General features: G+C 56.6%; 27 protein-coding genes and 1 riboswitch. Of the genes, 13 read left to right on the top strand and 14 right to left on the bottom strand.

The annotated features are described in order from the left end of the window. Nucleotides 1-239: hypothetical protein (locus VGM55_RS10520; RefSeq protein ID WP_331635420.1), on the top strand; the 239-nt coding region annotated here is incomplete at its 5' end. Between the two features lie 58 nt (nucleotides 240-297). Here VGM55_RS10520 and fbaB read toward each other — a convergent pair. Beyond that, a complete protein-coding gene (gene fbaB / locus VGM55_RS10515; RefSeq protein WP_061277987.1) occupies nucleotides 298-1350 on the bottom strand; it encodes a class I fructose-bisphosphate aldolase in 1053 nt (350 codons plus the stop codon). Between the two features lie 258 nt (nucleotides 1351-1608). On the opposite strand from fbaB, the gene VGM55_RS10510 reads away from it, so the two are divergent. Genes VGM55_RS10510 through VGM55_RS10500 form a run of 3 tightly spaced genes read left to right on the top strand, consistent with a single transcriptional unit; the run spans nucleotide 1609 to nucleotide 4884 of the window. After that, complete coding sequence (locus VGM55_RS10510; RefSeq protein WP_331635423.1) at nucleotides 1609-2901, top strand: nucleoside permease; 1293 nt, start codon at nucleotides 1609-1611, stop codon at nucleotides 2899-2901. Nucleotides 2902-2903: 2 nt separating this feature from the next. Further along, complete coding sequence (locus VGM55_RS10505) at nucleotides 2904-3917, top strand: ADP-ribosylglycohydrolase family protein (RefSeq protein ID WP_154188005.1); 1014 nt, start codon at nucleotides 2904-2906, stop codon at nucleotides 3915-3917. Beyond that, on the top strand, nucleotides 3904-4884 hold the full coding sequence (locus tag VGM55_RS10500; RefSeq protein ID WP_331635419.1) for a PfkB family carbohydrate kinase: 981 nt from the start codon (nucleotides 3904-3906) through the stop codon (nucleotides 4882-4884). Before VGM55_RS10505 ends, VGM55_RS10500 begins: the two co-directional genes overlap by 14 nt. Here VGM55_RS10500 and VGM55_RS10495 read toward each other — a convergent pair. The 3 genes from VGM55_RS10495 to thiM all read right to left on the bottom strand — a co-directional run bounded on the left by VGM55_RS10495 (nucleotide 4858) and on the right by thiM (nucleotide 7276). Continuing rightward, nucleotides 4858-5604 carry a GntR family transcriptional regulator gene (locus VGM55_RS10495; RefSeq protein ID WP_154188007.1) on the bottom strand — a complete coding sequence of 249 codons (747 nt, stop codon included), beginning with the start codon at nucleotides 5602-5604 and terminating at the stop codon, nucleotides 4858-4860. The two genes, VGM55_RS10500 and VGM55_RS10495, sit on opposite strands and share 27 nt — an antisense overlap. An 86-nt stretch (nucleotides 5605-5690) precedes the next feature. Further along, on the bottom strand, nucleotides 5691-6491 hold the full coding sequence (thiD, locus tag VGM55_RS10490) for a bifunctional hydroxymethylpyrimidine kinase/phosphomethylpyrimidine kinase (protein ID WP_331635418.1): 801 nt from the start codon (nucleotides 6489-6491) through the stop codon (nucleotides 5691-5693). Beyond that, the gene (thiM, locus tag VGM55_RS10485; RefSeq protein ID WP_331635417.1) at nucleotides 6488-7276 is read right to left on the bottom strand and encodes a hydroxyethylthiazole kinase; all 789 of its coding nucleotides are present in this window, start codon (nucleotides 7274-7276) and stop codon (nucleotides 6488-6490) included. Before thiM ends, thiD begins: the two co-directional genes overlap by 4 nt. Nucleotides 7277-7314: 38 nt before the next feature. Then, nucleotides 7315-7411: riboswitch (TPP riboswitch) on the bottom strand. Between the two features lie 218 nt (nucleotides 7412-7629). Between thiM and lpxO the strand changes: the two genes are divergently transcribed. Beyond that, nucleotides 7630-8532, top strand: a complete 903-nt coding sequence (gene lpxO, locus VGM55_RS10480; RefSeq protein ID WP_038481175.1) for a lipid A hydroxylase LpxO — start codon at nucleotides 7630-7632, stop codon at nucleotides 8530-8532. Between the two features lie 193 nt (nucleotides 8533-8725). On the opposite strand, the gene VGM55_RS10475 is transcribed toward lpxO, so the two are convergent. Continuing rightward, complete coding sequence (locus VGM55_RS10475) at nucleotides 8726-9130, bottom strand: DoxX family protein (RefSeq protein WP_331635416.1); 405 nt, start codon at nucleotides 9128-9130, stop codon at nucleotides 8726-8728. Nucleotides 9131-9170: 40 nt separating this feature from the next. Beyond that, nucleotides 9171-9782: an FMN-dependent NADH-azoreductase gene (locus VGM55_RS10470; protein ID WP_331635415.1), complete on the bottom strand. Its 612-nt coding sequence runs from the start codon at nucleotides 9780-9782 to the stop codon at nucleotides 9171-9173. A 255-nt stretch (nucleotides 9783-10037) separates the two neighbouring features. Here VGM55_RS10470 and VGM55_RS10465 point away from each other — a divergent pair, with 255 nt between their 5' ends. Beyond that, entirely contained in the window at nucleotides 10038-10973 is a 936-nt protein-coding gene (locus VGM55_RS10465) for a LysR family transcriptional regulator (protein WP_154188013.1), read from the top strand. Here the strand turns inward: VGM55_RS10465 and VGM55_RS10460 are convergent. After that, nucleotides 10960-11406, bottom strand: a complete 447-nt coding sequence (locus VGM55_RS10460) for a GNAT family N-acetyltransferase (protein ID WP_154188014.1) — start codon at nucleotides 11404-11406, stop codon at nucleotides 10960-10962. The genes VGM55_RS10465 and VGM55_RS10460 overlap by 14 nt on opposite strands. Nucleotides 11407-11430: 24 nt before the next feature. Next, nucleotides 11431-12042: a T3SS effector protein kinase HopBF1 gene (gene hopBF1 / locus VGM55_RS10455; RefSeq protein WP_154188015.1), complete on the bottom strand. Its 612-nt coding sequence runs from the start codon at nucleotides 12040-12042 to the stop codon at nucleotides 11431-11433. 190 nt (nucleotides 12043-12232) lie between these two features. On the opposite strand from hopBF1, the gene VGM55_RS10450 reads away from it, so the two are divergent. After that, nucleotides 12233-13363, top strand: coding sequence for an ABC transporter substrate-binding protein (locus VGM55_RS10450; protein WP_154188016.1), 1131 nt, complete (start codon nucleotides 12233-12235; stop codon nucleotides 13361-13363). A gap of 166 nt (nucleotides 13364-13529) precedes the next feature. Beyond that, nucleotides 13530-15662 (top strand): TonB-dependent siderophore receptor, encoded by a 2133-nt coding sequence (locus VGM55_RS10445; RefSeq protein ID WP_331635414.1) that lies wholly within the window; start codon nucleotides 13530-13532, stop codon nucleotides 15660-15662. 399 nt (nucleotides 15663-16061) lie between these two features. On the opposite strand, the gene VGM55_RS10440 is transcribed toward VGM55_RS10445, so the two are convergent. Further along, nucleotides 16062-17492 carry a 6-phospho-beta-glucosidase gene (locus VGM55_RS10440; RefSeq protein ID WP_154188017.1) on the bottom strand — a complete coding sequence of 477 codons (1431 nt, stop codon included), beginning with the start codon at nucleotides 17490-17492 and terminating at the stop codon, nucleotides 16062-16064. A 12-nt stretch (nucleotides 17493-17504) separates the two neighbouring features. After that, entirely contained in the window at nucleotides 17505-18965 is a 1461-nt protein-coding gene (ascF, locus tag VGM55_RS10435) for a PTS cellobiose/arbutin/salicin transporter subunit IIBC (RefSeq protein WP_331635413.1), read from the bottom strand. A 168-nt stretch (nucleotides 18966-19133) separates the two neighbouring features. Between ascF and VGM55_RS10430 the strand changes: the two genes are divergently transcribed. After that, nucleotides 19134-20180: a LacI family DNA-binding transcriptional regulator gene (locus VGM55_RS10430; RefSeq protein WP_331635412.1), complete on the top strand. Its 1047-nt coding sequence runs from the start codon at nucleotides 19134-19136 to the stop codon at nucleotides 20178-20180. A gap of 39 nt (nucleotides 20181-20219) precedes the next feature. Here the strand turns inward: VGM55_RS10430 and VGM55_RS10425 are convergent, their stop codons facing one another. The 3 genes from VGM55_RS10425 to VGM55_RS10415 all read right to left on the bottom strand — a co-directional run bounded on the left by VGM55_RS10425 (nucleotide 20220) and on the right by VGM55_RS10415 (nucleotide 22942). After that, nucleotides 20220-20636, bottom strand: a complete 417-nt coding sequence (locus tag VGM55_RS10425) for a heme-binding protein (protein WP_331635411.1) — start codon at nucleotides 20634-20636, stop codon at nucleotides 20220-20222. A gap of 10 nt (nucleotides 20637-20646) precedes the next feature. Next, nucleotides 20647-21870, bottom strand: coding sequence for an MFS transporter (locus tag VGM55_RS10420; protein WP_154188020.1), 1224 nt, complete (start codon nucleotides 21868-21870; stop codon nucleotides 20647-20649). Between the two features lie 70 nt (nucleotides 21871-21940). After that, on the bottom strand, nucleotides 21941-22942 hold the full coding sequence (locus tag VGM55_RS10415) for an aldo/keto reductase (protein ID WP_154188021.1): 1002 nt from the start codon (nucleotides 22940-22942) through the stop codon (nucleotides 21941-21943). Between the two features lie 70 nt (nucleotides 22943-23012). Here VGM55_RS10415 and VGM55_RS10410 point away from each other — a divergent pair, with 70 nt between their 5' ends. From VGM55_RS10410 to VGM55_RS10400, 3 genes are all read left to right on the top strand, one after another. Next, nucleotides 23013-23942 (top strand): LysR family transcriptional regulator, encoded by a 930-nt coding sequence (locus tag VGM55_RS10410; protein ID WP_331635410.1) that lies wholly within the window; start codon nucleotides 23013-23015, stop codon nucleotides 23940-23942. 171 nt (nucleotides 23943-24113) lie between these two features. Beyond that, nucleotides 24114-25124 (top strand): alpha/beta hydrolase, encoded by a 1011-nt coding sequence (locus VGM55_RS10405; RefSeq protein ID WP_331635409.1) that lies wholly within the window; start codon nucleotides 24114-24116, stop codon nucleotides 25122-25124. Between the two features lie 218 nt (nucleotides 25125-25342). Next, the gene (locus tag VGM55_RS10400; protein ID WP_331635408.1) at nucleotides 25343-25636 is read left to right on the top strand and encodes a hypothetical protein; all 294 of its coding nucleotides are present in this window, start codon (nucleotides 25343-25345) and stop codon (nucleotides 25634-25636) included. 51 nt (nucleotides 25637-25687) lie between these two features. Here VGM55_RS10400 and VGM55_RS10395 read toward each other — a convergent pair whose 3' ends face one another. Beyond that, nucleotides 25688-26161 carry a DUF1456 family protein gene (locus tag VGM55_RS10395; protein ID WP_154188023.1) on the bottom strand — a complete coding sequence of 158 codons (474 nt, stop codon included), beginning with the start codon at nucleotides 26159-26161 and terminating at the stop codon, nucleotides 25688-25690. A gap of 168 nt (nucleotides 26162-26329) precedes the next feature. Here VGM55_RS10395 and VGM55_RS10390 point away from each other — a divergent pair, with 168 nt between their 5' ends. After that, a complete protein-coding gene (locus VGM55_RS10390; RefSeq protein WP_154188024.1) occupies nucleotides 26330-26755 on the top strand; it encodes a GNAT family N-acetyltransferase in 426 nt (141 codons plus the stop codon). Nucleotides 26756-26784 lie beyond the last annotated feature (29 nt).

The raw sequence follows: 26784 nt of genomic DNA, 5'->3' as shown, positions 1-26784 counted from the left end.
AAAACGGAGGTCTGCCGCTTCAGCGATCGATTTATTTCGCCGGGAGTCTGGGGTCTCGGGGGAATGACGGTGATTCTCCCGAGACGTTCACCGATTCGGTGGTGACATGTGAAGCAGGACTGGAGGTGAACGGAACTTTAGCCGATCCTTCATGGAGCATATTTATGGCTAAGAGACGGCGCAGGCAAGAAGAATGCCGGGATGATGGAAATAACCCAACCGCAAAAAAACTCCTATAAAAAAGTCCACCAATAGGGGCAGCCCATATCGGAGGACTTTTTTAGATTATGCGATAATTTACGCGATGGTCACTTTCTCATTCAGATAAACATCCTGCACGGCGTTAATCAGCTTCACGCCGTCAACCATCGATTTCTTGAACGCCTTACGCCCCAGAATAAGCCCCATGCCGCCCGCACGTTTGTTAATCACCGCCGTACGCACCGCATCCGCCAGGTCAGTTTCACCGCCCGCGGCACCGCCGGAGTTGATAAGGCCGGCACGGCCCATGTAGCAGTTCGCCAGCTGGTAGCGCACCAGATCGATAGGGTTGTCGGTGGTCAGCTTGCTGTAAACTTTTTCGTCGGTATAGCCAAAGTTTACCGCTTTATAACCGCCGTTATTCTCCGCCATTTTCTGCTTCACGATATCGGCCCCGATGGTTGCCGCAAGGTGGTTAGCCTGGCCGGTTAAGTCGGCGCTGACGTGGTAATCCACCCCGTCCTTTTTAAAGGCTGAGTTACGCAGATAGGCCCACAGTACGGTGACAAGGCCAAGCTCGTGCGCACGCTCAAAAGCGGCAGAAATCTCTTCAATCTGGCGGCGGGATTCAGGCGAGCCAAAGTAAATGGTGGCCCCGACCGCGACCGCGCCCATATTGAAGGCCTGCTCAACGCTGGCATACAGCGTCTGGTCGTAGGTGGTTGGGTAGCTCAGCGTTTCGTTGTGATTCAGCTTAACCAAAAACGGAATACGGTGGGCATAGCGGCGCGAAACCGAAGCCAGCACGCCATAGGTGGAAGCCACGCAGTTACAGCCCGCCTCAATAGCCAGCTCAACGATGTTTTTCGGATCGAAATACAGCGGGTTCGCGGCAAAGGACGCGCCCGCCGAGTGCTCAACGCCCTGATCCACAGGAAGAATAGAAAGGTAACCGGTGCCAGCGAGACGCCCGGTGTTATACAGCGTCTGCATGTTTCGCAGCACCGCCGGTGGGCGATTATTGTCGACCATCACCCTGTCAACGTAGTCCGAGCCGGGCAGATAAAGCTGGTCTGCCGGAATAGTCATACAACGATGCTGTAACAAGCCGTCGGCATCTTTGCCAAGCAACTGCGCAATATCAGTCATAATACGCTCCCGTAACGGCAGCGAGCCCCCTGCCCGCTGCGCAAGAAAAATCCAGCGCCACGCCGTAAAAACGTGGGCAGCACTAAGCCTGGTATCCACGGCGCAGATCCGCCAGTTCAGGCGCACTTTTGCACCCTTTCCGGGCGTAACGCCAGGCGGCCACTCCGGCTATTTTTGCAATGGCGATCATAGAATCGACGCAAAGGTATTTAAAAGGTATTATTGATTGGTATGGTTAAGGCACACCCTACACCTGTCATGAAGGTCCTGAGCATGAAACGTACAACGATTAGCCTTTCGTTCATGATGTTTATCGAATGGTTTATCTGGGGCGCCTGGTTTGTGCCCCTGTGGCTGTTCCTCAACAAAAGTGGTTTTACCGCCGGTGAAATCGGCTGGTCCTACGCCTGCACCGCCATCGCTGCTATTTTGTCGCCCATCCTGGTTGGTTCGTTAACCGACCGTTTCTTTGCCGCCCAGAAAGTGCTGGCGCTGCTGATGTTCGTCGGCGCCGGGCTGATGTATCTGGCCGCGCAGCAAACGGAGTTTGTCTACTTCTTCCCGCTGCTGCTGGCCTACTCGCTGACCTATATGCCGACCATTGCGCTCACCAACAGCATCGCGTTTTCCAACGTTGACGACGTGGAACGTGACTTCCCGCGCATTCGCGTGATGGGCACCATCGGCTGGATTGCCTCCGGAATTGTGTGCGGCTTTCTGCCGCAGATGATGGGCTTCAGCGATATCTCGCCGACCAACGTGCCGCTGCTGATTACCGCTATCAGTTCCGTTGTTCTGGGCGTGTTCGCGTTCTTCTTGCCCAATACGCCGCCAAAAAGTACCGGCAAATTAAGCCTGAAGGTGATGCTGGGCCTCGACGCGCTGGTGCTGCTCAAAGACAAAAACTTCCTGGTCTTCTTCTTCTGTTCGTTCCTGTTTGCTATGCCGCTGGCGTTTTACTACATCTTTGCCAACGGCTACCTGACCGAAGTCGGCATGCACAACGCCACCGGCTGGATGACCCTCGGCCAGTTCTCCGAAATCTTCTTTATGCTGGCGCTGCCGTTCTTCACTAAGCGTTTTGGTATTAAAAAGGTCTTACTGCTTGGTCTGGTCACGGCGGCCATTCGCTACGGCTTCTTTGTTTACGGCGACGCGTCACACCTGTTCACCTACGGCCTGCTGTTCCTCGGCATCCTGCTGCACGGCGTGAGCTACGACTTCTACTACGTCACCGCCTACATTTACGTAGACAAGAAATCCCCGGTATATATGCGCACCGCGGCGCAGGGGCTGATCACCCTTTGCTGCCAGGGCTTCGGCAGCCTGTTGGGCTACAGCCTCGGCGGCAAAATGATGGAAAAAATGTTTGCTTACGCCTCGCCGGTGAACGGCCAGACCTTTAACTGGGCGGGGATGTGGGGCTTTGGCGCAATAATGATCGCCGTCATCGCCGTGCTGTTCATGGTCTTCTTCCGCGAGTCGGACAAAGAGATTGCTACCATCGCCGTTGCCGGTGATGAATCTGAAAAAGTATTGAAGGAAGCGTAACAATGGAAAATCGTATTCTGGGAGCCTTTTACGGCCAGATGTTAGGTGATGCGATGGGTATGCCGTCCGAACTGTGGCCGCGCTCGCGCGTGAAGGCTCATTTTGGCTGGATAGACCGGTTCCTGCCGGGCCCGGCAGAAAACAACGCCGCCTGTTACTTTGCCCGCGCTAAGTTTACCGACGACACCTCAATGGCGCTGGCGCTGGCGGATGCCATCATCGAGCACCACGGCGCGATCAACCCGGACGCCATTGGTCGCCATATCCTGGCGTGGGCAGAAGGGTTCGATGCGTTTAATAAAAACGTGCTCGGCCCGACGTCAAAAATAGCCCTGAATGCGATTAAACAAGGCACGCCGGTCAGCGAGCTGGAAAACAACGGCGTCACCAACGGCGCGGCTATGCGGGCCTCCCCGCTGGGCTGCATGCTGCCTACGGCAAATCTTGATGAGTTTGTGGACGAAGTGGCGCTGGCCTCAAGCCCTACGCACAAGTCTGACCTGGCCATCGCCGGTGCGGTGGTGATTTCCTGGGCAATTTCCCGCGCGATTGACGGTGCAAGCTGGGAAACCATTTGCGATGAACTGCCTTCCGTTGCCCGCCACGCGCAGGAAAAACGGATCACCACCTTCAGCGCCTCCCTCGCTGCACGTCTGGAGCTTGCGCTCGGCGTGGCCCGCAAAGCCCGCGGTACCGAATCGGCCATGGAGGAGATTTATCAGCTAGTCGGCACCGGCACCAGCACCGTTGAGTCCGTTCCGGCCGCCATCGCAATGGTCGAACTGGCAAAAACCGACCCTAACCGCTGCGCCATCCTGTGCGCAAACCTTGGGGGAGACACCGACACCATTGGCGCCATGGCAACCGCCATCTGCGGCGCCCTTAATGGCGTGGAAAGCATCGATCCGGCGTTAAAACAGGAGCTGGATGAAGAGAACCAGCTCGACTTCACGCGCTACAGCCGAATCTTTATGGCTTACCGCCAGCAGAGAGAGGCCAGCCATGAAGCCAAATGAGCTGCTAAGCAAGCTGCCGCGGCTCAGCGCTCAGCGCCCGGTCTGCGTGCTCGGTTCGGCAGTGATTGACGTCATCGCCGACGCCTACGCCCTGCCGTGGCGAGGCTGTGATATCGAACTGCATCAGCAGGGCGTTAACATCGGCGGCTGCGCGCTGAACATCGCCATCACGCTTTCGCGCCTGGGCATAGCCTCGCAGAACGCGCTGCCGATTGGCGAGGGCACTTGGGCCGACATTATTCGTAACAGCCTCGAAAAACAGCAAATCCGCAGCGAAATCCATACCGATGCAGGGGATAACGGCTGGTGCCTGGCGCTGGTTGAACCCGACGGGGAACGTACCTTTATGTCTTTCCGCGGCGTGGAGCATCAGTGGAATCAGGCCTGGCTTGATGCCTTAGTTATCGCGCCCGGCACGCTGCTGTCGCTTTCCGGCTACCAGCTCGCCGGGCCTTGCGCTGAACTGCTCGTCCGCTGGCTGGAATCACTTCGTGATATTACGCCGTTTATCGACTTCGGCCCGCGCATTGCCGATATCCCCCAGCCGCTGCTGGCAAGGATTATGGCCTGCAGGCCGATTGTTTCGCTGAATCGCCAGGAAGCCGCCATCGTTGCGGAGTGGCTTGACGTTGATCCTGACAATATCGAAGCGATCTGCAGCGCGTGGCTGACCCACTACGCCAGTCCGCTGATCGTTCGGTTAGATAAAGAAGGCGCCTGGTTTGCCGACGGCAAACAAATGGGCATCGCCGCGCCGTTCCCGACCGCCGTCGTCGATACCATCGGTGCTGGCGACAGCCACGCGGGCGGCACGCTGGCAGGCCTGGCGGCTGGCTGGAGTCTGGAAGAAGCGGTTAGCCTGGGTAATGCGGTTGCCAGCTATGTGGTTGGCCACCGCGGCGGCGACTGCGCGCCAAAACTCGCGCAGCTAGAACAATCCCTACTCCTCGCAGACGAAAACGTATAAATCGCTGCGACAGTGGCTGATGCTGTACTCAATGGGCCGGTTTTGCGGATCGAACGCCACCTGTTTGATGACTAAAACCGGCACCGGCGTTTCCAGCCTGATGTGCGTCTGGAATTCACTGTCCGGCATTCTGGCGCTAACCCGGCTGCGCGTGCGCTGCGGAATAATGTTCTGGCTGCGGAAATAGTCGTACAGCGAGACGCCAATCTCATCCGGATCGGCAATTAAGCCTGCCGGCACGTAAGACTCCTCGATAGATACCGCGTCTTCATCCACATAACGGATACGCTTGAGCAAAAAAACGTCGCTTTCCGCGGGGACAGCCAGCTGCTCCGCCACGTCTGCCGGGCACTTCACCACGCGCTTGTTAACCCACAGCGTGTCCGGCTTTTTGCCCCGCAGTACCACCTGCTGCGAAAACCCTCTGGCCTCTTTCAGCGAATACTCAAGCGTCGCATTAATCTGCGTGCCGTAACCGCGCGAACGCGTCACCACGCCTTCATCTTCCAGCGCCTGCATCGCCTTGCGCACGGTAATACGCGAAACGCCGGTCAACTGGCTAAGATCGCGCTCGCCCGGCAAGATATTGCCCTGGGGCAGTTGCCCAGAGCGCACGGCGTTTTTCACCGTTTCGACAAATTTAAGGTACAGAGGGACGTTATCCGGGGCGGCAAAGCGCTGTTTTAGCTGCTCAACTAACTGATGATGGGCCTGTTCCATGGTACGCAATTGTCCAGCAGGGAAGATGAAGCCAGTATAGTACCATTGGTATTATGCTGGCTAAAAACTTCTCGCTTAACCGACAGTTACCACCATTCGTGGAAATGATGCACCGGGCCAATGCCGTGCCCAACCTCGAGAGAATCGGCCTGCGCCAGCGCTTTAGACAGCCAGACTTTTGCGGCGGCTACGGTTTGCGCCCAGTCGTCATGACGAGGGCGCAGCGCAGCCAGCGCGGCAGATAAGGTACAGCCGGTGCCGTGGGTGTTTTTCGTCTGTACACGCGGCGCGGTAAAACGCTGCACATCATGGCGGGTAAACAGCCAGTCCGGGCTTTCTTCATCGTCCAGGTGCCCCCCTTTCATCAGTACCGCCTCGCAGCCCATCGCCAGCAGGGCTTCACCCTGTTCGCGCATCTCTTTTTCGCTGCGGGCATGGGGCGCATCCAGCAGCGCCGCGGCCTCCGGGAGATTAGGTGTAATCAGCGCAACGTGCGGTAACAGCCTGCGGCGTAAGCTTTCTATCGCGGACGGTGCCAGCAGCGGGTCACCGCTTTTCGCCAGCATCACCGTATCCAGTACCACGTTTTGCGCCTTGTAAAACGCCAGCCGTTCCGCGACGACCTCAACGATATCAGCCTCTGCCAGCATGCCGATTTTTGTGGTGTCGATGCGCACGTCGCTGAGCACCGAATCGAGCTGCGCCGCCACAAACTCAGGCTCGATGCGGTAAACGGACTGCACGCCACGGGTATTTTGCGCCACCAGCGCGGTGATCACGCTCGTGCCGTAAGCGCCGAGCGCGGAGAAGGTTTTCAAATCGGCCTGGATCCCCGCGCCGCCGCTTGGATCGGTTCCGGCGATGGTCAGGGCGTTGATTCGCTTCATGCCAGCACCTCCGCGTTCAGATGATAAAGCGCGTCGAGGAAAGCGGGCGTAAAACTTCCCGGCCCGCGGCTGGCGGCGATGGCCTGTTCACCGGCCAGCGACATAAAGCGGCAGGCGCTGGCAACGTTGTCCAGCCTGTCGCCCGGTAAAGCACAACATGCAGCAACCACGGCGGAAAGCGCGCAACCGGTGCCGACTACGCGCGTCATCAGCTCTCCGCCGCCGGTAACGGCCAGCGTTCTCTCTCCGTCTGTGACGTAATCAATTTCGCCGGTCACGGCGATCGCCGCCCCGGTTTCAAGCGCCAGCTTTTGCGCCGCCGGAATAGCAGAAAGCGCATCGTCGGTGCTGTCCACGCCACGCCCTCCGGCCTGCTCCCCCGCCAGCGCCAGGATCTCAGAGGCGTTGCCACGAATAGCCGCTGGTTTCAGTTGAATTATCTTGCGGGCAAAGCGCGTACGGAAAGCAAGGCCACCTACGGCGACAGGGTCGAGCGCCCATGGCGTTCCGGCATTATTGGCGGCATGAATGGCAGCCAGCATCGCGGCCGCACGCTCTGAAGTCAGCGTGCCGATGTTGATCAGCAGTGCGCTCGCAAATTCGCTGAACTGCGCCGCTTCTTCGGCCTCAATGACCATGGCCGGGGCAGCGCCCAGCGCCAGCAGTACGTTAGCGGTAAAAGTTTGCACTACGTCATTGGTCATGCAGTGAACCAGCGGAGAATGCTGACGGAGTTGGTGTAAAACAGAGGCGGCAGTCGCGCCGGGTAGCAGGTCAGGTTGCATCAAGGTAAGGCTCCTGTCCGGCGTGAAAGAAGGGATACCGGACAGGCATCTGACTTCCCTACGCTGGCATTATCCAGATCAGGTGGTACGGGTATTTCTCAGCCTTCACAAAGAAGGGCACCCCGAGTCATTTAAATCAATGTGTTGTGATCAACTCTACAGGTTAATCACGCCAAGAATGATGCCAGCCCCCCTTATCTTAAACAAGCCCGAAACTTGTTCCGAGGCAACATTTACTTCGCTAAAACCGCTGCTAAGCTCTATTTCAGCGCCTTTGCAAAGGTGCGTTTATGGCAGTCTGGGCCTTTCGCCCGGCAGGGATGTTCAAAATCATAGTGGTTAGATAAAACAATATGAAATATATCATTTTGCTCATCATTATTATTTCAGTGGCCTATGTGCATTATCGCGGCCGGGTTCGCTTTCGCTTCTGGCGGCAGCTGTCGGACCACTCTACGTTTACCGCCCCGCTCAACGGCTTTATGTACCTCTTTTCCCGAGTACCGAATACGCCTTACTTAACGCCGGAAACGTTTCCCGAGCTCGTCACTTTACGTGATAACTGGGAGGTTATTCGCGAAGAAGGTATTCACCTGCAAAAGCTGGAGCAGATAAAAGCCGCCGACAAATTTAACGATGCCGGCTTTAACTCCTTCTTTAAAACCGGCTGGAAACGCTTTTACCTGAAGTGGTATGAAAACGCCCACCCGTCGGCCAGCCTGCTGTGTCCAAAAACAACAGAGCTACTGCATGCGATTCCGTCCATCAAGGCCGCAATGTTCGCCACCCTGCCCGACGGCAGCCGCCTGCCGCGTCACCGCGACCCGTACGCCGGTTCGCTGCGTTTCCACCTGGGGCTGGCAACCCCCAATGACGATCGCTGCTTTATTGAAGTGGACGGCAAGCGTTATAGCTGGCGAGATGGCGAAGGCGTGCTGTTTGACGAGACCTATATTCACTACGCGGAAAATACCAGCGGTGAGAATCGCCTGATCCTGTTTTGCGATGTGGAAAGACCGATGCGTTACCGCTGGGCCCAGGCGGTCAATCACTGGCTGGGACGCAATTTGATGAGCGCCGCGTCGGCGCCTAACGATGAAAATGACCGCATCGGCGGCATTAACCGCGCGTTCCGTTACATCTATCAGATTCGTATCGTCGGCAAGAAGCTCAAAAGCTGGAATAAGACGGTGTACTACATCGTTAAATGGCTGCTGTTTGGCGGAATTGCGGTGCTCATCTGGCGGGCGTTTTAACTAAAAAATGAGGCCTCCAAAAAGAGGCCTGAGACTGCTGACAAAGTTCATTGCTCTAAAAAAGTCCGAACCCAGGTCTAATAAAAACAATGAATAATGTTCTCTGGTTTGCCCCAAACAGTCGAAAACCACGTTTTTCGGCTGTTTGTCATCAATCTGAGGCCTCCGGATAAGAGGCCTCTGGCAAAGCCTATTACCGTAGTTGACGCTGCAGGCGGCGCGTATCAAAGCTCAGAGACGTCGCTCCCAGCGCTGAGATTTGCAGCAGCCCCGAAGCAATCATCAGGTTTTTCAGGAAGTGCAGCAGGGTGTTCTGGTCGGCAAAGTTGTGGTGGAAAAACACCGCCGTCGCCACGGTGAACACGGCCAGCAGCGCCGAAATGAGTCGTGTACGGTAGCCCACCAGCAGCAGGATGCCGCCTCCAACCTCAGCCGCCAGGGCAATAAGGTACCCGAGTAACGGGAACGGCAGCCCTACCGAGGCAATATAGCCCTGTGTCGCCTCAGGCGTAGCGATTTTCCCCAGTCCGCTGACGATAAAAATCGCGGCAATCACGATGCGACCCACGGTCGCGAAGTTAGTAGCGTATCTGTCCATCAGGATTTCCCGTTAAATTGATTGATGCGCGGTGTCGTTATCAGGACAGCGCGGCAATCTGGCCTTTTGCATCGGCGAGCGCGGCATTTTTCGCTTCGTCGCCACGGTTTAAGTTTTCAGCGCGGATAATCGTCACGTCGGTCAGGCCAATAAAGCCCAGCACCACTTTCAGATAAGACTCCTGATGCTCCAGGAAAGCCGCCGGGCTGTCGCCGGTGTACTGGCCGCCGCGTGAAGAGGCGATAAACACTTTTTTGCCTTTTGGCAACAGGCCCTCAGGGCCGTTTGCGCCGTACCGGAAAGTCCGCCCGGCCACGCAGACGCGGTCAATCCACGCCTTGAGCTGGGAAGGAATGGAGAAGTTGTACATCGGCACGCCGATGACAATCACGTCGGCAGCGAACAGATCGTCGATGAACGCCCCGCCAGCGGCCAGGTCTTCGCCCAGCGCCGCGTCGGTCACTTCTGCACCCTGGAAAGCGGCAATGTGCTTGTCCGACAGGTGCTGAGCCGGTGACTGAACCAGGTCGCGGTAAATCACGTTCGCACCGGGGTGCAGCGTTTTCTGGCGAGCAACAATCTCCGCCGACAGCTGGCGGCTGACGGAGTAGCCGCCAAGAACACTGGTATCAATATGCAGAATAGTCGACATCGTTTTAGCCTCGGAAATAGAGCGTTGTTTAGGGGTTAAGCGCGTAAAGAGTTTTTTAAAAGCCGTTAACATAGCGGTGCTCAATCTTCAGAATTCGCTGAACATGGCAGCCACTATGCCATCGCCTTCCCTACCCGAATAGCCGTTATATTTCGATGCAACCCATCGCCACAGCCGATACATCATCCCCGATGACAAAGGCCGAACGACGGGCTATATTGCGCTTCACCCGGTCACCGCTAAGCAGGAACTCCGATGCTGGATGGTATTTCGCTCGATCAACTTCGCACCTTTATCGCCGCCGTCGACGAAGGCAGCTTCTCTGCGGCCGCCCGCAAAATGTATAGAGCCCAGTCGGTGATCAGCGATTTGATCAGGGGACTGGAAGCGCAAATTGGCGTGCAGCTGTTCGACCGCTCTGGCCGGTATCCCAGGCTCACGCCAGAGGGTGAGGTGCTGCTGGCCGACGCCCGTGGCATTGTTTCTCGCGTTGATTTTATGAAGGCTCGGGCGCGGGGAATGTCGTCGGGGCTGGAGTCCGAACTGTCGGTAGTGGTGGATGTTTTCTTCCCGCTGGAGGCAATGACCTCGGCGGCAAAGGCCTTCCGCGAACAGTTTCCCGGCACGCCGCTGCGCCTGTTTGTTGAGGCGCTTGGCGGCGGCTATAAGCCCGTGCTTAACGGCAGCGCGGGCATTGGCATTCTCGGTTCACTGCCGGATATGCCTGCGTCGTTAACCGGAGAGCGCCTGACCGGGGTCTCGCTGGTGATGGTCGCCGCTCCCGACCATCCGCTGGCGCAGTTCGAAGGCATGGTACCAAAGGCCGAACTCACCAAACACGTTCAGCTGGTGCTGACCGACCGCTCCGAGCTTTCCAAAGGTAAAGAGTTTGGCGTGATGTCGCCCTCCACCTGGCGGCTGGGGGATCTGCTCGCCAAACATGCCTTTTTGCTCGACGGCCTCGGCTGGGGCAGCATGCCGTCGCACGTTGTGGAGCGGGATATTCGCGAAGGGCGACTGGTGCGGCTGAACATTGAGGATGTGCCGCCGGGCGGCCTCGCGCTGCCGATGTTCGGCGTCTACCCCATAGCCTCTCCACCCGGCCCCGCCGGGCGCTGGCTGATTGAGAGACTCAAAAACCTGTGTCCGGCTAAACTGGCCGCCGGTTTACCTAAAACTAGCGACGAATAAACAACCGGTGAGTCACCCTCTCCTCACCGGAAATGGCCTGAAACCCGGCTGCCTCATAAAAATGAAAGGCGTGTTCGGGGGCATGAGTGTTGTAAAAATCGAACCAGCCATGCCCGCCAGAAAGTAAGGCCTGCAGCAGTTGCTGCCCTACCCCTTTCCCCCGCCAGGCCGGGCTAAGGTACAGGTGTCGAATACGTCCCGCACGCTCATCTTCTGAAAACGGGTCGCGATTAAGGCCGCCAATGCCGACCAGTTCTTCACCGGCAAAGATACCCAGCAATTTTTCTCCGGGGGCGTTAAAACGGTTATCCCCGCTAAGCCAGTTGGCTTCAAGACGCCGCAGCATATTGAAGTTCTCCGCGATGCTTTGCGCTTTTAGCGAAGCAAATCCGTCATTGTCGGGCATCACCGGTATTATTTGCATCGCGGGCATGATAAGCCCCTATAAAGCCGGAGATTAATCGCTATCAATATCCAGCAGATTATTTAAAGCGTGAGCACGCAGTTCGTTAACTTTACTGATGCTTTTATCCGGCGACGAGCGAATGACATCGCGCGGATCGTTAATCAGTACGCGACCATGACTATCGACTAAAAACTGCAGGTCGTCGATATGTACCTCATGGTTTTTCAGCTTGTTAATGATGGCATTACAGTCCGCCAGCACGTTTTGATTGAATTTCTTATCATCAGGCAGGCTTTTCTTATTATTCACGATGTCTTCAGAGTCAAAAGCATGGTGAATATAGTCTTTCTCAACGCCCACGCTATCGCCATGCTTAACCAGGGCATGCGCGTCCACGACGGGGAACCCGAGCTGCTTAAGCTGCCTGGTGGTTTCAAGCTCCTTTAAAGCATACTGTTCCGCAGAAATCGTGCCGGTCGTGCCGGGCCTGAACAGGCACAGACACTTTCTCGGGTCCTGGCGCGAGTGAAAGACATCTTTTTGGCTTCCGGCGCCAATTTTCTGTCCCAATGATGGCACGTGCTGAAACACCGTGGCCGGAGTCTGGGCATTCGACGCGTGCAAATGCCGCCCCTGGGCTGCATTGTTTGAAACGGTAAACATGTGGGTTCTCCTGTGGAACTTTAAATCGCCGCTATAGCAAAACCCTTAAGTAGAGATAACGGGATTCTGGTTCCGCTGCACATCCCATCGGGCATCTTTCGTTACCAGAAAAATTCCTGCCGCCCCGTTCCAAACGGCATGAGATCGATTATCATTCCCTTCCAAAATTTTTCCGTTTTTAAGGTCACCCATGTTCACAGTGTTTACCGCCAAAGCTCGCTGGCTGCTCGCTGCCGTTGCGTTGTTGAGCTGTGCTGCCCATGCCGCACCGATTGTTGTTACCGACGTAGCGGGCCGGGAAGTGACGCTGCCGCATCCGGCCAAACGTGTAATGCTGGCCGATGCACGAGCCCTGCTGGCGCTCAACATTATTCATCCGAAGGATCCGCTGGAAAACATCATTGCCTGGGATAACTCGCTGAAAACCAAAGCGCCTGACCTGGCGGATGCCTACGCGAGAAAATTCCCACAGGTGAGCAAAATCACGATGTTTGAAAACCCGTACTACACGGATTTCAGCGTCGAAAAAGCGGTTACGCTGCAGCCTGATTTGATCATTTTTGATATCGGCGTGCTGGCCAAGCTGAAAAACAGCGGCGTCCTGAGCCAGCTGGAAAAAGTCGGCATTCCGGTGCTGATTATCGACTTCCGCCAGCAGCCGCTGACCAATACTCTGCCGAGCATTGAACTGCTGGGCAAAGTGTTTGATGAGCAGAAAAACGCGGACGCTTTTATTCAACACTACCAGCAGCGAATGAACCTGGTGCGCGAGCGCGTTGCCACGCTGAAGCCAGAGCAGCGCCCAAGCGTGTTTATTGAACGCGCTGCCGGTATCCGCGGCGATGAATGCTGCCAGACCTTCGGCAAAGGCAGCTACGGCCAGTTTATTGATACCGCCGGCGGCAACAACGTGGGCAGCAAACTGTTCCCGGAAATGAGCGGCCAGGTGAATACCGAGCAGGTTATCACCAGCAACCCGGATTTTTACCTGATGACCGGCGCCGACTGGAACCGCGGAAACCGTGCGCCCAAGGCTGTGCCGCTGGGTTATATGGCCGACAAAGCCGTTGCCGAACAAAAGCTGAAAGGGCTAATGAACCGCACCGGGATTAACGTGCTGACGGCGGTCAAAGAGAAACGCGTGATGGCGATTTACCATCAATTCTACGATTCTCCGCTGAACTATATTGCGGTAGAAACCATCGCTAAGTTCCTGCATCCCGATCTGTTCAAAGACATCGATCCACAGGCCGATATTGAGCAGGTTCACAAGCAGTTCACCGCCCTGGACTACAGCGGCGTCTTCTGGGTTACCCCATAAATCAAAAACATGCCGGGCCACCTCAATGGCTCGGCTTTTTTTGCTTACTTTTCGTCTTATCCCGAATTATTCCGCAACAAAACTATTTACTTGAAAATAATTATCATTAAGATTGTCATTTCCAAAAAAACTCATAACAGCAAACCCATGTTGTAAAGGAATGATGATGCGTCCCCTTTTTCGTGTCTCTCTCGTGGCAAGCGCGATAGCCTTTGCGCTGCCAGCTCTCGCTGCAAATAACACTCAAACTGATAAAACTTCCGCAGAAAAACCCGCTGATGACATTACCGTTGTCGGCAACTGGCTGGATAATCCAGACACCAGCACCGTGCTGCTTAACCACCCTGGCGCCCGCTCAATCGTCACCGAGCAGCAGCTTCATGAGCAGGGCTCAGAGACGCTTGCCGATGCGCTGAAGGGCATTCCTGGCGTGCAGGTGCGTGACAGCAACGGCACCGGCGGCAGTGATATCTCCCTTAACGTAGGCGTACGTGGCCTGACTTCTCGCCTGTCTCCACGCTCCACCATCCTGATGGACGGCGTTCCGCTGGCGGTTGCGCCATACGGCCAGCCGCAGCTTTCCATGGCGCCACTGGGCACGGGCAATATCCAATCCATTGACGTGGTTCGCGGCGGCGGCGCGGTGCGTTATGGACCGCAAAACGTGGGCGGCGTGATTAACTTCGTCACCCGCGACATTCCAAAAGAGTTCGGCGGCACCGTTAGCGCGCAGACTCAGGGCGCCAGCCACGGCGGTCTGAAGACGTTGACCAGCGCTTCCGTCGGCGGCACGGCGGACAACGGCTTTGGCGCAGAGCTGCTCTATTCCGGCCTGCACGGCCAGGGCTACCGCGAGAGCAACGACAATACCGACATCGACGACTTCATGCTGAAGACGAAATATAACTTCACCGATCGCGATGAGCTACAGGCTAACTTCCACTACTATGAAGCACAGTCCGGCATGCCGGGCGGCCTGACTACCGCGCAATATGCGCAGGATCCTTTCCAGTCTGACCGTCGCTGGGACCGTTTTGAAGGCCGCCGCAAGGACATGTCCTTCAAATACAAGCACACCGAAGATGACAAAAAGCTGGAAGTCCTGACCTACTTCACCGACAGCTACCGCAGCAGCGATCTGGAGTACTTCAAGGGTAACAAACGCACGCTGAACTCCGCACCGCGTAACTACTCGACCTGGGCCATTGAGCCAACCTATTCTCAGCTGTTCCGCTTCTGGGATATGTCTCACGAGGTCACCCTGGGCTACCGCTACCTGAACGAAACGTCGGACGAGAAGGGCTACCGCACGCCAAAAGCGTATGACCCTGCCACCACCTTTAACAAACCGGAAATGAGCGAATACTATCAGCACAGCTCCGGCGGTACCGCGGCTAACGCCTTCTATATTGATGATGCAATTAACGTCAGCAACTGGACGATTACGCCGGGCCTGCGCTATGAAAGCATCAAAACGCACACCAGCGACGCCTTCCAGAACATCGACCGCGAGAAGACCTACAGCGAGCCGCTGCCTTCTCTTAGCGTGATGTACCATATGTCTGATGCCTGGAAACTGTTCGCCAACGCCAGCACTTCCTTCGGCAGCATGCAGTACTTCCAGCTGACCCGTGGCGGCAGCGGCAACCAGCCAGCAGCCGGCCTGACCCCGGAAAAAGCGCACACCTATGAGTTTGGTACGCGCTACGACGATACTTCGCTGAAAGCCGAAGCGACGCTGTTCTACATCGATTTCAACGATCAGCTGCAGTACATCAACAACATCGTAGGCTGGACGAACCTCGGCGCGACCAAGCATCAGGGCCTGGAACTGGCGCTGAATTACGATCTGAGTGAAGTAAACCGTGCGCTGGACGGCGTGAGCGTGTACACCACTTACACCTATACCAAAGCCACCAGCGACAAAGGCGACTTCGCCGGTAAAGACCTGCCGTTCTACTCTCGCCAGGTGTACACCGTGGGTACGCGCTACGCGACCGGCAACTGGGTGTGGAATCTGGACAGCTTCGCGCAGTCTAAGCAGAGCTCTCCGGGTACCGGGCCGAACTACATCACCGACGAAAGCGCGGACGGGCAGTTTGGTAACATCGCAGGTTATATGGTGTGGAATATGCGCGGCGAGTACGACTTCGGGCCGTCGCTGTCCCATCTGAAACTGGGTGCCGGGATTAAAAACCTGTTCGATCAGCGTTATTACACGCGTTCAAACGACAATAACTCCGGTAAATACGTAGGCGAACCACGCACCTTCTTCGTGCAGGGTTCTCTGGCGTTCTGATAAAGACCCTCACCCTAACCCTCTCCCTGGAAGGGAGAGGGCCGGGGTGAGGGTGGAATTGCTCCCCGGCTCTCATCGCCCCCGGTTATGACCCAACTCAGACGGGGTTGAGCTGCCGGGAGCAGCGAAAGAGAGCGATCGTCGGGAACGAATCGCGAACGACCCCGAATGTTTGGGTGATAGCCGGTCGGTTTACCGCTTCAGTGGCGATGAGCTCGCCGGGCGCCGGGGGTTGTCAGGGGGCATGACGTAATGCCACCTGACACGTTCACCGTGTGCTGAAAGTGCAGGGAAAACAGATATAAAGGTGAACGGAACAACGACCAGACTTAAGAGCTCCCCTGGAAAATTTTGAAAGGAAAATAGGTATAACAGACAGCCTCCGGGGTGAGGGGAAAACTACTCCAGATCCCCGCCGTTGCTGGCAATCACCTTCTTATACCAGTGGAACGACTTCTTCGGCGTACGCGCCAGCGTCCCCTTCCCTTCATCATCACGGTCCACATACACAAAGCCGTAGCGCTTGCTCATTTCGCCGGTTGAGGCCGACACCAAATCAATGCAGCCCCACGACGTGTAGCCCATGACCGGAATACCGTCCTCAATCGCCTCGCCCATCGCTTTAATGTGCTCGCGCAGATAGCTGATGCGGTAGTCGTCGTTGATCTCCCCTTTCGCATTCACTTCGTCCTTCGCGCCCAGCCCGTTCTCCACCAGGAACAGCGGCTTCTGGTAACGGTCATACATCATGTTCATGGTGATGCGCAGGCCGAGCGGATCGATACCCCAGCCCCACTGGCTGAAGGTAATGTGCGGGTTTTTGAGCGATTTAATGATGTTCGCCGGATTGGTGTTGCCCTCGTTCATGTCTGCCGAAGCGCAGCGTGAGGCGTAATAGCTGAAGGAGACAAAATCGACGGTGTTCTTCAGGATCTCGTCGTCACCAGGCTCGGTGACAATCGCAATGCCTTTCTCACGGAACATGCGCGCGGCATAGGCCGGGTAAGCACCGCGCGCCTGCACATCAATAAAGAACAGGTTTTCGCGATCTTTCTCCAGCGCCGCCCAAACGTCTTCGGGTTTGCAGCTGTACGGATAGAAATTGCCGCCCGCCAGCATGCAGCCAACCTGGTTTTGCGGGTTAACTTCGTGGGCAATTTTGGTGACCAGCGCGCTGGCGACCAGCTCATGGTGCGCGGCCTGGTACATCACCTGCTCTTTGTTATCCCCCTCTTCGAACACCAGCCCGGCGCCGGAGAACGGGCTATGCAGCATGATGTTGATTTCGTTGAAGGTGAGCCAGTATTTTACCAGGCCGTCGAAGGCTTCAAAGCAGGTACGGGCGTAGCGGCTGAAAAACGCCACCATTTTACGGTTCCGCCATGAACCGTATTCCTGCACCAGGTGCATCGGCACGTCGAAGTGGCACAGCGTGACCAGCGGTTCGATATTGTGCTTTTTGCACTCGGCAAACAGGTCGCGGTAAAACGCGATGCCCTGCTCGTTTGGCGTGGTTTCATCACCCTTCGGGAAAATACGGCTCCACGCAATAGAGGTGCGGAAAACGGTGAAGCCCATTTCGGCCATCAGCGCGATGTCGTCTTTGAAGCGATGGTAAAAATCTATCGCCTGGTGGCTGGGGTAGAACTCATCGGCGTGCAGCTCAAAACGCTTATCCACCCCGAGTTTTACCCCAAGGCGGTTTTCGCCGTGAGGGATCATATCGACGGTACTCAGCCCCTTCCCGCCTTCCTGATACGCGCCTTCAGCCTGATTCGCCGCAATAGCACCGCCCCACAAAAATCCTTTTGGAAAAGCTGTCTCAGCCATTTTTACCTCTGTTTAAAGTGTTTTTACTGCATTATCTGGTCGAACAAATGCCGCGCTGCTGCCCTGCTCTTTCGCGTTTGCATCCTCAACGGGAATATCTTCAAACCCGAGAATAAGCGTAGTAATAAACGAGAGCACCACGGCCAGAATCATTACCGCCGCCACCCAAACGATGCTCATCGGGTTGGCCGGGTCGAAGAACTGCACGCTGGTGAAAAGCCCCGGAGAGGCCATGGAATGGCTGGCAAGGCCGCCGATACCGGCTACGGCACCGCAAATAAAGCCGCTAATAAGGCAGGCAATCAGCGGGCGTTTCAGCCGCACCGCCACCCCGTAAAGTGCGGGTTCAGAAATACCGGCCACAATTGCCGACGCGGCGGCAGCAAGCGCGGTCTGGCGCAGTTCCGGGTTTTTAGTCCGCCAGGCAACGGCCAAAGACGAGCCGCCGAGGGACAGGTTGGCACCAATCTCTGAAGGCATAACCATGCCTTCTTTGCCGGTTTCAGCGATGGTCTGGATAATCGTCGGCGTAAACACGCGGTGCATGCCCGTCATCACCAGCAGCGGCCATATCGCCCCCATAATGGCCACGGAAAGCCAGCCCAGGTAGCCGTGTACGGTATACACCAGCGAAGAAATCCCGCTGCCGATCCAGATCCCCAATGGCCCAATCAGCAAAATCGCTATCGGGGCGGAAACCAGCACGATCAGCATCGGCTTAAGGAAGTTTTTGGTCACCGCAGGCGTAATACGGTCAATCCATCGTTCGATGTACGACAGCAGCCAGGTCATCACCAACGCGGGAATAACGGTATAGGTGTACTTCACGGCGGTCACAGGAATACCCATAAAATCAACCGACTGCCCCTGCGCCGCCTTTGCCATCAGGTCAATAAATGCCGGATGCACCAGCACCCCGGCGATAGCAATCGCCAGCGACATATTGGTTTTAAACTTCACGGCAGCGGAGGCCGCCACCATCACCGGCAGGAAGAAGAAAGCACCGTCGCCGATGAGGTTCAGAATAATCAACGTGGAGGAGGTCTTTTCAAACAGCCCGGTCATCGCGAGGATCATCGCCAGCAGCTTGACCATCGAGCCGCCGATAATGGCCGGGATAAGCGGAGACATGGTGCCAATCAGCGCGTCCAGGATCCCGGCACCAATACGTTTCAGGGTCAGCTTGCCTTTTGCCCCAGACTGCGGCCTGTCTCCGGCCCCTTCCGGCAAATGCTTCAACACTTCGGCATAAGCCTGAGACACCGTATTACCAATAATCACCTGGCACTGCTGGTCAGTTTTCACCACGCCCAGCACGCCGGAGATAGCCTTTAGCCGGGCGCTGTCCACCCTTGCATCATCCTGTAATACAAAGCGCAGCCGCGTCATGCAATGGGTTACCGCCACCACGTTTTCCGCGCCGCCTAACGCCTCGACAATCTGCCGGGATACTGTCTCGTACTTGTTCGCCATGAGGTGAAACTCTCTTGTTATGATTTCGTAGGTAACCGGTTCCACATAATCATGTGTAGTTAAAAATAAGATCACAATGATTATTTTTTTGGCGATCAAATTATGTGATTCATGTCGAGATTCAGTCCACACTGCGCCGAGGCGGGGAAATGTGTAAAATGGTCAGAAATGACGAACTTACGAGAACCCTTCATGTCGACAATGCAGGAAGTGGCGAAAAAAGCAGGCGTGTCAAAGGCGACCGTTTCGCGCGTGCTGTCAGGAAAGGGCTACGTGAGCGAAGCCACTAAAAACCAGGTGTATCAGGCGATTCAGGAGACGGGGTACCGGCCTAACCTGCTGGCGCGCAACCTGGCGACCCGCAAATCAGGCTACATCGGCCTGGTGGTGACCAACACCCTGTACAGCGGGAATTATTTTAGCGAACTGCTTTCCCAGGCCGCGCTAAAGCTGGAGGCCAGCGGGCGGCAGCTGATCCTGGTCGACGGAAAACACAGCGCCCGCGAAGAGCAGGAAGCGGTGCAGTTCCTGCTCGATTTACACTGCGATGCGGTGATCGTTTATCCCCGCTTTCTCAGCGTGGAGGAGATGGATGCGCTGATTGAACGGCACAAGCAGCCGATCATGGTGATGAACCGTAAGCTGCGCAAACACCAAAGCCACTGTATTTGCTGCGACCATAAAGGCTCCAGCTTCAACGCCACGCGTTACCTGATTGACCAGGGGCATCAGGATATTGCTTTTATTACCGGCGTACTTGACTCCCCTACCGCGAGGGAGCGTCTTTCGGGCTATCGGGAAGCGCTTGAGCAAGCAGGGCTGCCGGTACGAGAAGCGCTGATTGTGACCGGAAAATGGACGCCCGCCAGCGGCGCGGCCGGCGTTGAAAGCCTGCTCTCAACGAAGCAGCCCTTCAGCGCACTGGTCGCCAGTAACGATGAGATGGCCATCGGCGCCATCAGCAAGCTCGGCCAGGCTGGCCTGTCGGTGCCCGGCGATGTTTCCGTTATCGGCTTTGATAATATCCCGACCGGGGCTTTTCTCTCCCCGCCGCTGTCGAGCGTAAAAGAGCCGGTGAGCGAGATGATCCACGAGGTGATTAACCGCCTGACGGCGATGCTGGACGGCGGCTATCTTTCGAAAGAGACGCTGTACAGCGCTGATATGATCGTGCGGGATTCCGTGGCAAAAGGGCCTTATTTTCAGCAAAAATGAGGGAAAGAAAAAGGAGCGACATGCGCTCCTTTTGGTCATTTAAGCACGGCTCCCGAACACAGCTTCCACCGCAAAAGCGGCGATTTTCCCGTCCTGTTCTTTGGTCGCTCCCGACACGCCAATAGCGCCGATAACCGCGCCCTCGGCGTTTCGCAGCGGGATGCCGCCGTCAATGCCTACCAGACCGCCGTTGCTGTTCTCCAGAGAATACGCCGGACCGTTCGGATGCAAATTAACGCCGACATCTTCGCTGTTAGCCTGGAACAACACAGCCGTGCGCGCTTTGCGCATGGCGATATCAATGGTTGCCAGGAAAGTCCCGTCCATGCGGGCAAAGGCCGTTAAATGGCCGCCGCCGTCCAGCACTACGGCTGAAACGGGTGGAAAGCGGTGGGTTTCCACCGCCGTTTTCACGCTGGCGAGCAGCGCTTCTGCAAGAGCTAAACTGACTGTCACGATCGAAACCTCAATGTGCTAACGGGGGATGTTTTTTGGCGTCAACAACCGCCCAGGTATGAATAAGCAGGCCGAAGACCGCCAGAATAGCGCCGACCCAGCCGGTGGACTCCCAGCCAAACCCGGCTGAAATAGTCACCCCGCCAAGCCAGGCGCCCAGCGCGTTGGCGATGTTAAACGCCGAGTGGTTCATCGCCGCGGCCATGGTTTGCGCATCACCGGCGACGTCCATCAGGCGAATTTGCAGCACCGAGGAGAGCGACACCATGGTGCCCACCAGCATCACGGTTACCGCGCCAAGCCACGGGTAATGCGAGGTGTAAACATAAGCGCTGAGCACCAGGATCGCCCAAATCAGCAGCAGGCGAACGGTTTTCTCCAGCCCGCGATCTGCCAGACGGCCGCCGACGATATTGCCGACAATCATGCCCAGGCCAAACATCGACAAGATAACCGGGATCATGCCAACAGACTGATGCGCCAGCTCCAGCATCGTTGGTTTAACGTAGCTGAAGACGGAGAACATCCCGCCGCTGCCAATGGCGCCAATAGCCAGCGTCAGCAGCACCTGCTTGCGGGTCAGCGCGGTCAGTTCGCGCAGCGGGCTGGCGTCTTTATCCCCGGCACGCCAGGGAACCCAAGCCCACACCAGAATCAGCGTCAGTACGGCAAGCCCGCCCACGATGGCAAACGCGCTGCGCCAGCCGAACAGCTGGCCGATGGCCGCCACCGCAGGCACGCCGAGTAAGTTGGCTATCGTCAGGCCCAGCAATACCATCGACACCGCCTGTGCGCGCTTCGAGCGTTCAACGAGGCTTGCCGCCAGCAGTGCCGCGACGCCAAAGAACGTGCCGTGCGGGAAACCGGCCAGGAAGCGCGCCAGCATCATTGAGTAGTAGCCGGGCGCAAAAGCGCTCAGCAGGTTGCCCACGGCGAACATGCCCATCAGGGCAATCAGAAAATCACGCCGCGCCATGCGGGCGCCAAGCACCGCCAGCAGCGGAGCACCGATCACCACGCCCAGCGCATAAATGCTGATCAGGTGGCCCGCAGAAGGAATGGAAACATGCAGCCCGTTAGCGGCATCGGGCAGCAATCCCATGATGACGAATTCGCCGGTACCGATGGCGAAGCCGCCCATGCCGAGCGCGAACAGCGCTTTCAGCAGCCCCGAACGCGACAGGGAAACCACATCGGCCCCCTGTTCCTGAGCCTGTTCATTAAGTGATGACATAGTTTTTAACTTGTGCAGGTGAACAACAAAATACGCCCCGGCGCGGATTCGCTCGGGGCGCGAGAGAGTACTAAAGCGATGTTTTACGGTGCGGAGGCGCCATAAATTCAGCCCCCAGCGGCGCGCTAATGTGCTCAGCTAAAATGGCGTCGATGTCGCGTTTGTCTTCGGCGGTCAACGTCCAACCGGAAACATCTTCCACCCCGTTTAGCTGTTCCGGACGGCGAGCGCCCCACAGCGCGATGGTTGGACCCGCATCGAGAACCCAACGCAGCGCCAGCGCCATCACGCTCTTGCCGTAACGCTCTGCGGCAAACGCTTTCAACGCTTCGACCGCCGCCAGATACTGCGCAAAGCGCGGCGGCTGGAATTTAGGATCGAAGCTGCGCAAGTCGCCTTCACCAAATACGGTTTCTGGCGTCATGCGGCCTGACAGCAGGCCACGGCAAATCGCGCCATAGGCCAGCACGACCATCTGGTGATATTTTGCGTACGGCAGCAGCTCCGTTTCGGTTTCGCCACGTTCAAACAGGTTCAGCGGCGGCTGCATCGTCGCCAGCGGAGCCACACTGCGGAATCTGTCCATCTGCGCTGGCGAATAGTTGCTGACGCCCAGCGCGCGGAACTTCCCCTGCTGGTGTAGCGTTTCGAGCACGCGTGCGGTTTCGTCAATCGCCACCAAATCGTCCGGCCAGTGAACCTGGTACAGGTCAATGTAATCCGTTTGCAGGCGGCGGAGCGAGTCTTCTATTTCCTGACGAATGCGCTGCGGCGTGGAGTTGCGCGTGACGCGGCCTGCATCGTCCCAGTCCAACGCCACCTTGGTGGCAATAATAGCCCTGTCACGGCGGCCTGCCAGCGCTTTGCCCACCACCTCTTCCGAATGCCCGAAGCCATAAACGGGCGCGGTGTCGATAAGGTTGATGCCGCGCTCCAGCGCCTCATGCAGCGTGGCAATCGACTGCTCGTCGTTGCTGCCGCCCCACATGCTGCCGCCAATGGCCCACGTTCCCAGGCCGATACGGCTGACCGGCTCGGTGATGCCCGCAATGTGAATCGTTTCGATTGCCATAATTACCCCTGTCTGTTCTGTGAACTTATAATAACTCATGTTAAGTTGAATTAATTTCAACGAACCTTTGATGACGAAGGCCACTTTTATGCCTGCTCCGGTCCGCGGCGAGCTTGCCGATCTCAACGTTTTTTTAACTATTTGCCGCCGCAAAAGCTTCCGCCTGGCGGCCTCCGAGCTGGGCGTTTCCACCTCGGCGCTGAGCCATACCATGCGCGGGCTGGAAGAACGACTCGGGGTTCGCCTGCTCAACCGCACCAGCCGTTCCGTGGTGCCAACCGACGCAGGCGAAGCCCTGCTTGGCCACCTGGAAACCGGTTTTTCCCATATCCGCATGGCGCTCGATGAGCTCGATCATTACCGTGAATCCCCGGTCGGGCGGCTGCGGATTAATATTCCGCGAGACGCCGCACAGCTGCTGTTTGCCCCGGTGCTGGCGAAATTTATGTCCCTGTATCCACGGCTTCAGATGGAAATAACCGTCGACAACACTCTGGTCGATATTATCGGCAGCGGCTATGACGCCGGGATTCGCTACGGCGAGAGCGTCCCCAAAGATATGATTGCCATGCCGGTGACGCGCAAGCTCCGGTGGATTGTTGTCGCCTCACCCGAGTATTTGAAAAATAGCGCTCACCTGCCTCTGTCTCACCCGGACGATCTGTTTGGGCATCAGTGCATCCGCATGCGGCTCGGCAACGGCACGCTTTACAAGTGGGAGCTTAACCGGGGCAAAGAGGCGCTGGCGCTGGATGTGCCCGGTTCGCTGATTCTTAACGAAAGTGAAATGATCATCGACACCGCCTTAAACGGCTTTGGCCTGGCGTATTGCCTGGACGTACGAGTTCGCCCTCTGCTGGAAAGCGGCCAGTTGGTGCAGGTTATCCCGGAATGGGTCTGTGAAGACGAGCCGATGGTGATGTATTACCCGAGCCGCAGGCAGCCTCATCCTGGCCTGAGAAGGCTTATCGAGATGATGCGCGAGGCCACGCTGTACTGACACAAATATTTCATGTTAATAATCAATTAATAAACCTTCTCCCTCGTGCCACCCAAATTAAATAGCTTGCAATAACATAGCGCACTATTTAAATTCATTCGCAGTCAGCGCCACATTACGGCGTTTCAGCCCCAATTAAATAGCACACAATACAATCGCAAAGGAGATAATATGTCACGCTCATTACTGATAGCCATGGGTTTAACCGCCTCAAGCCTTACCTCTGCTTTCGCCGCCGATGCGCCTGCCCCGACGGTTGGCGTGAGTAAATTCCTCTCCGTTTTAAACAGCGGTGGCGGTAAACCCATCGAGCAGCTCACCCCGCAGGCCGCGCGTCAGGTACTGATCGGCGCCCAGAAAGGGGCCAGACTGCCCGCCGCCGAGGTCTCTGAAAAGACAATTACCGTTGGCGGCAAACCCCTGACGCTGACCATCGTCAAGCCGGAAAACGCCAGCGGCACGCTGCCGGTATTTATGTTCTTCCTCGGCGGCGGCTGGGTGCTGGGCGACTTCCAGACCCATGAGCGCCTGGTGCGTGATTTAGTGGCAGAATCGGGCGCTGCGGCGGTGTTCGTGAACTACACCCCGTCGCCGGAAGCGCACTTCCCTGTTGCCATCAATCAGGCCTATGAAGCCACCCGCTGGGTTGCCGAACACGGCAGCGAAATTGGCGTAGACGGCAGCCGCCTGGCGCTGGCCGGAAACAGCGTGGGCGGGAATATGGTTGCCGCCGTAGCGCTGCAGGCCAAAGCCCAGCATACCCCGGCGATTCGCTACCAGGTCATGCTGTGGCCGGTGACCGATGCTCGCTTTGATACCAGATCCTATAACCAGTTCTCAAACGGCTATTTCCTGAGTAAAAACATGATGAAATGGTTCTGGGATAGCTACACCACGAAAGAGAGCGATCGCCGCAATATTCTCGCCTCTCCGCTGGAAGCCAGCCGCGAGCAGTTGAAAGGCCTGCCGCCAACCTTGATTCAGACGGCGGAACTCGACGTACTGCGCGATGAAGGTGAAGCTTTTGGTCGCAAGCTTGACGCAGCGGGCGTGCCGGTGACCGTCACCCGCTATAACGGGATGATCCACGATTACGGCCTGCTGAACGCAATTAGCGAAGAACCCACCGTGCGCACCGCCCTTGCCCAGGCCGCAGGCGAGCTTCGTGCCCACCTGAACTAAGTCCAACGCGGTAGAATTGGGGATAACGGCAGTTATCCCCTTTGGACTTCAGCTGCCGTCATCGATCGTGCAAAAAATTCATCCGCCGGCATTGGCCTGGTTGATTCACGTCAAGGTAGCGCTCAGCCGAAAGCGCAAGATAGCCGCCCGCGAATAATAGAAGTTGTATTATTCCGCGATGAAATTAATTACTGATAAGACAGATGAGTGAATGACTGATGAGCAAGCTGAAAATGTTGATGCTGTCGCTGGGCCTGATCAGCGGCCTGGCAAACGCCGCCCTGCCGCTGTTCAACGGACACGGTGCGCCGGGGGATGTGCATATCGATAACGGGGGGCCGGTGTACCTCAACGGCAAGCAGATGGCGCTGAAGAAGGTCAACGATAACTTCTATGAGGCGCGTGGTCAGGGCGTGGTGTTATCTATTGCGCTGATGCCTGACGGCAGCCCTTCCGTCAGCTGGACCGGTAAACACCGGGCTCACGGGGAAATTATTCCGACAGAAAAGTAACGCATCAAGGCTTTTATCTGGCGGGTGAGAGAGCCTCACCCGCGCATCGTCTTATTCCGGTTTCGCAGGCTTCAGACGCTGGGTCAGGCCGCGCAGGAAGTAGCGCAGGAACTGATCGCCGCACTCGCGGTAGTTTTTATGATCCGGGTTACGCATCATGGCGGTAATTTCCGGCATAGAGATGCGGAACTGCTGGGCGGTCAGGATCTCCAGCACGTCGTCAGACTTCAGCTCAAAAGCAATACGCAGCTTTTTCAGGATAATGTTGTTGGTCATCCGACGCTCAAGCTTCGGCTCCGGCTTGCTTTCATCTTTGCCACGTTTGAAGTAGATCAGACCGTTGAGAAAGTTTGCCATGATCAGATCCGGGCAGGCTTTGAAGCCCTCTTCGTCCTCTTTCTTCAGCCACGGAACGATTTGTTCAGCGGGGACGTCGGTGCCGGTCAGGGCAAGGATCTTAACGATTCCGTCGTTATTCAGGTTCAGCATATAGCGAACGCTTAGCAGTACGTCATTATTCAACATGGGGCAATCTCAGGGTCCAAAAGCGGGCAGTATATAGAGAAGCGACCGCGTTGTAACATAATCCAGGCGGATTTATCCGCTTGTCACGTCATTGGCGGCTGTTTATTGGCAACGCTCAGGCTTAAGGGTAGACTCGATGGGCTAATTTTTATCCTAAAAGGCAACCATTTGATACTACGACTTTGGCAAGAATCTGACCGCCCTTTCTTACGTACCCTTTATCTCCACGCCCGCCGAAAAGCCTGGCCCTGGCTGGATAGCAGCACCTGGCAGCTCGAAGACTTTGACAGCGCCACTCAGGATGAACGCATCTGGGTAGCCGAAGAAAACGGGCACCGCATTGGCTTCGCTTCCGTCTGGGTTCAGGACAACTTTTTGCATAACCTGTTCGTCAGCCCGGCATCTCAGGGTACGGGTGCGGGCAAGGCGTTGCTGGAGAAAGTGCAGAGTGAATTTACCGGCACGGGGTCGCTAAAGTGCCTGGCGAAAAATGAATACGCGATTGAGTTTTATCGGCGTAACGGCTGGCATATTGAGGCACCGGGAGACGGGCCGGACGGTGAGTATTATTTACTGCATTATGTGCTGAAGTAGCCCCCTCACCTCCTGAAAATAATCTCTCC

The sequence above is a fragment of the Cedecea sp. genome, assembly GCF_036500665.1.
Lineage (GTDB): Bacteria > Pseudomonadota > Gammaproteobacteria > Enterobacterales > Enterobacteriaceae > Cedecea.
Note: the sequence above shows the minus strand (reverse complement) of the source record. Positions and strands in the feature narration are given on the sequence as shown.

Coding starts and splice junctions, on each gene's coding strand:
- VGM55_RS10430 (WP_331635412.1), top strand. CDS start 19,134: ATGACGAACTTACGAGAACCCTTCATGTCGACAATGCAGGAAGTGGCG.
- thiM (WP_331635417.1), bottom strand. CDS start 7,276: ATGCAACCTGACCTGCTACCCGGCGCGACTGCCGCCTCTGTTTTACAC.
- hopBF1 (WP_154188015.1), bottom strand. CDS start 12,042: ATGTTTACCGTTTCAAACAATGCAGCCCAGGGGCGGCATTTGCACGCG.
- VGM55_RS10460 (WP_154188014.1), bottom strand. CDS start 11,406: ATGCCCGCGATGCAAATAATACCGGTGATGCCCGACAATGACGGATTT.
- fbaB (WP_061277987.1), bottom strand. CDS start 1,350: ATGACTGATATTGCGCAGTTGCTTGGCAAAGATGCCGACGGCTTGTTA.
- VGM55_RS10465 (WP_154188013.1), top strand. CDS start 10,038: ATGCTGGATGGTATTTCGCTCGATCAACTTCGCACCTTTATCGCCGCC.
- VGM55_RS10505 (WP_154188005.1), top strand. CDS start 2,904: ATGGAAAATCGTATTCTGGGAGCCTTTTACGGCCAGATGTTAGGTGAT.
- VGM55_RS10420 (WP_154188020.1), bottom strand. CDS start 21,870: ATGTCATCACTTAATGAACAGGCTCAGGAACAGGGGGCCGATGTGGTT.
- VGM55_RS10405 (WP_331635409.1), top strand. CDS start 24,114: ATGTCACGCTCATTACTGATAGCCATGGGTTTAACCGCCTCAAGCCTT.
- VGM55_RS10410 (WP_331635410.1), top strand. CDS start 23,013: ATGACGAAGGCCACTTTTATGCCTGCTCCGGTCCGCGGCGAGCTTGCC.
- VGM55_RS10495 (WP_154188007.1), bottom strand. CDS start 5,604: ATGGAACAGGCCCATCATCAGTTAGTTGAGCAGCTAAAACAGCGCTTT.
- lpxO (WP_038481175.1), top strand. CDS start 7,630: ATGAAATATATCATTTTGCTCATCATTATTATTTCAGTGGCCTATGTG.
- VGM55_RS10470 (WP_331635415.1), bottom strand. CDS start 9,782: ATGTCGACTATTCTGCATATTGATACCAGTGTTCTTGGCGGCTACTCC.
- VGM55_RS10395 (WP_154188023.1), bottom strand. CDS start 26,161: ATGTTGAATAATGACGTACTGCTAAGCGTTCGCTATATGCTGAACCTG.
- VGM55_RS10445 (WP_331635414.1), top strand. CDS start 13,530: ATGCGTCCCCTTTTTCGTGTCTCTCTCGTGGCAAGCGCGATAGCCTTT.
- VGM55_RS10400 (WP_331635408.1), top strand. CDS start 25,343: ATGAGCAAGCTGAAAATGTTGATGCTGTCGCTGGGCCTGATCAGCGGC.
- VGM55_RS10415 (WP_154188021.1), bottom strand. CDS start 22,942: ATGGCAATCGAAACGATTCACATTGCGGGCATCACCGAGCCGGTCAGC.
- ascF (WP_331635413.1), bottom strand. CDS start 18,965: ATGGCGAACAAGTACGAGACAGTATCCCGGCAGATTGTCGAGGCGTTA.
- thiD (WP_331635418.1), bottom strand. CDS start 6,491: ATGAAGCGAATCAACGCCCTGACCATCGCCGGAACCGATCCAAGCGGC.
- VGM55_RS10500 (WP_331635419.1), top strand. CDS start 3,904: ATGAAGCCAAATGAGCTGCTAAGCAAGCTGCCGCGGCTCAGCGCTCAG.
- VGM55_RS10475 (WP_331635416.1), bottom strand. CDS start 9,130: ATGGACAGATACGCTACTAACTTCGCGACCGTGGGTCGCATCGTGATT.
- VGM55_RS10510 (WP_331635423.1), top strand. CDS start 1,609: ATGAAGGTCCTGAGCATGAAACGTACAACGATTAGCCTTTCGTTCATG.
- VGM55_RS10440 (WP_154188017.1), bottom strand. CDS start 17,492: ATGGCTGAGACAGCTTTTCCAAAAGGATTTTTGTGGGGCGGTGCTATT.
- VGM55_RS10450 (WP_154188016.1), top strand. CDS start 12,233: ATGTTCACAGTGTTTACCGCCAAAGCTCGCTGGCTGCTCGCTGCCGTT.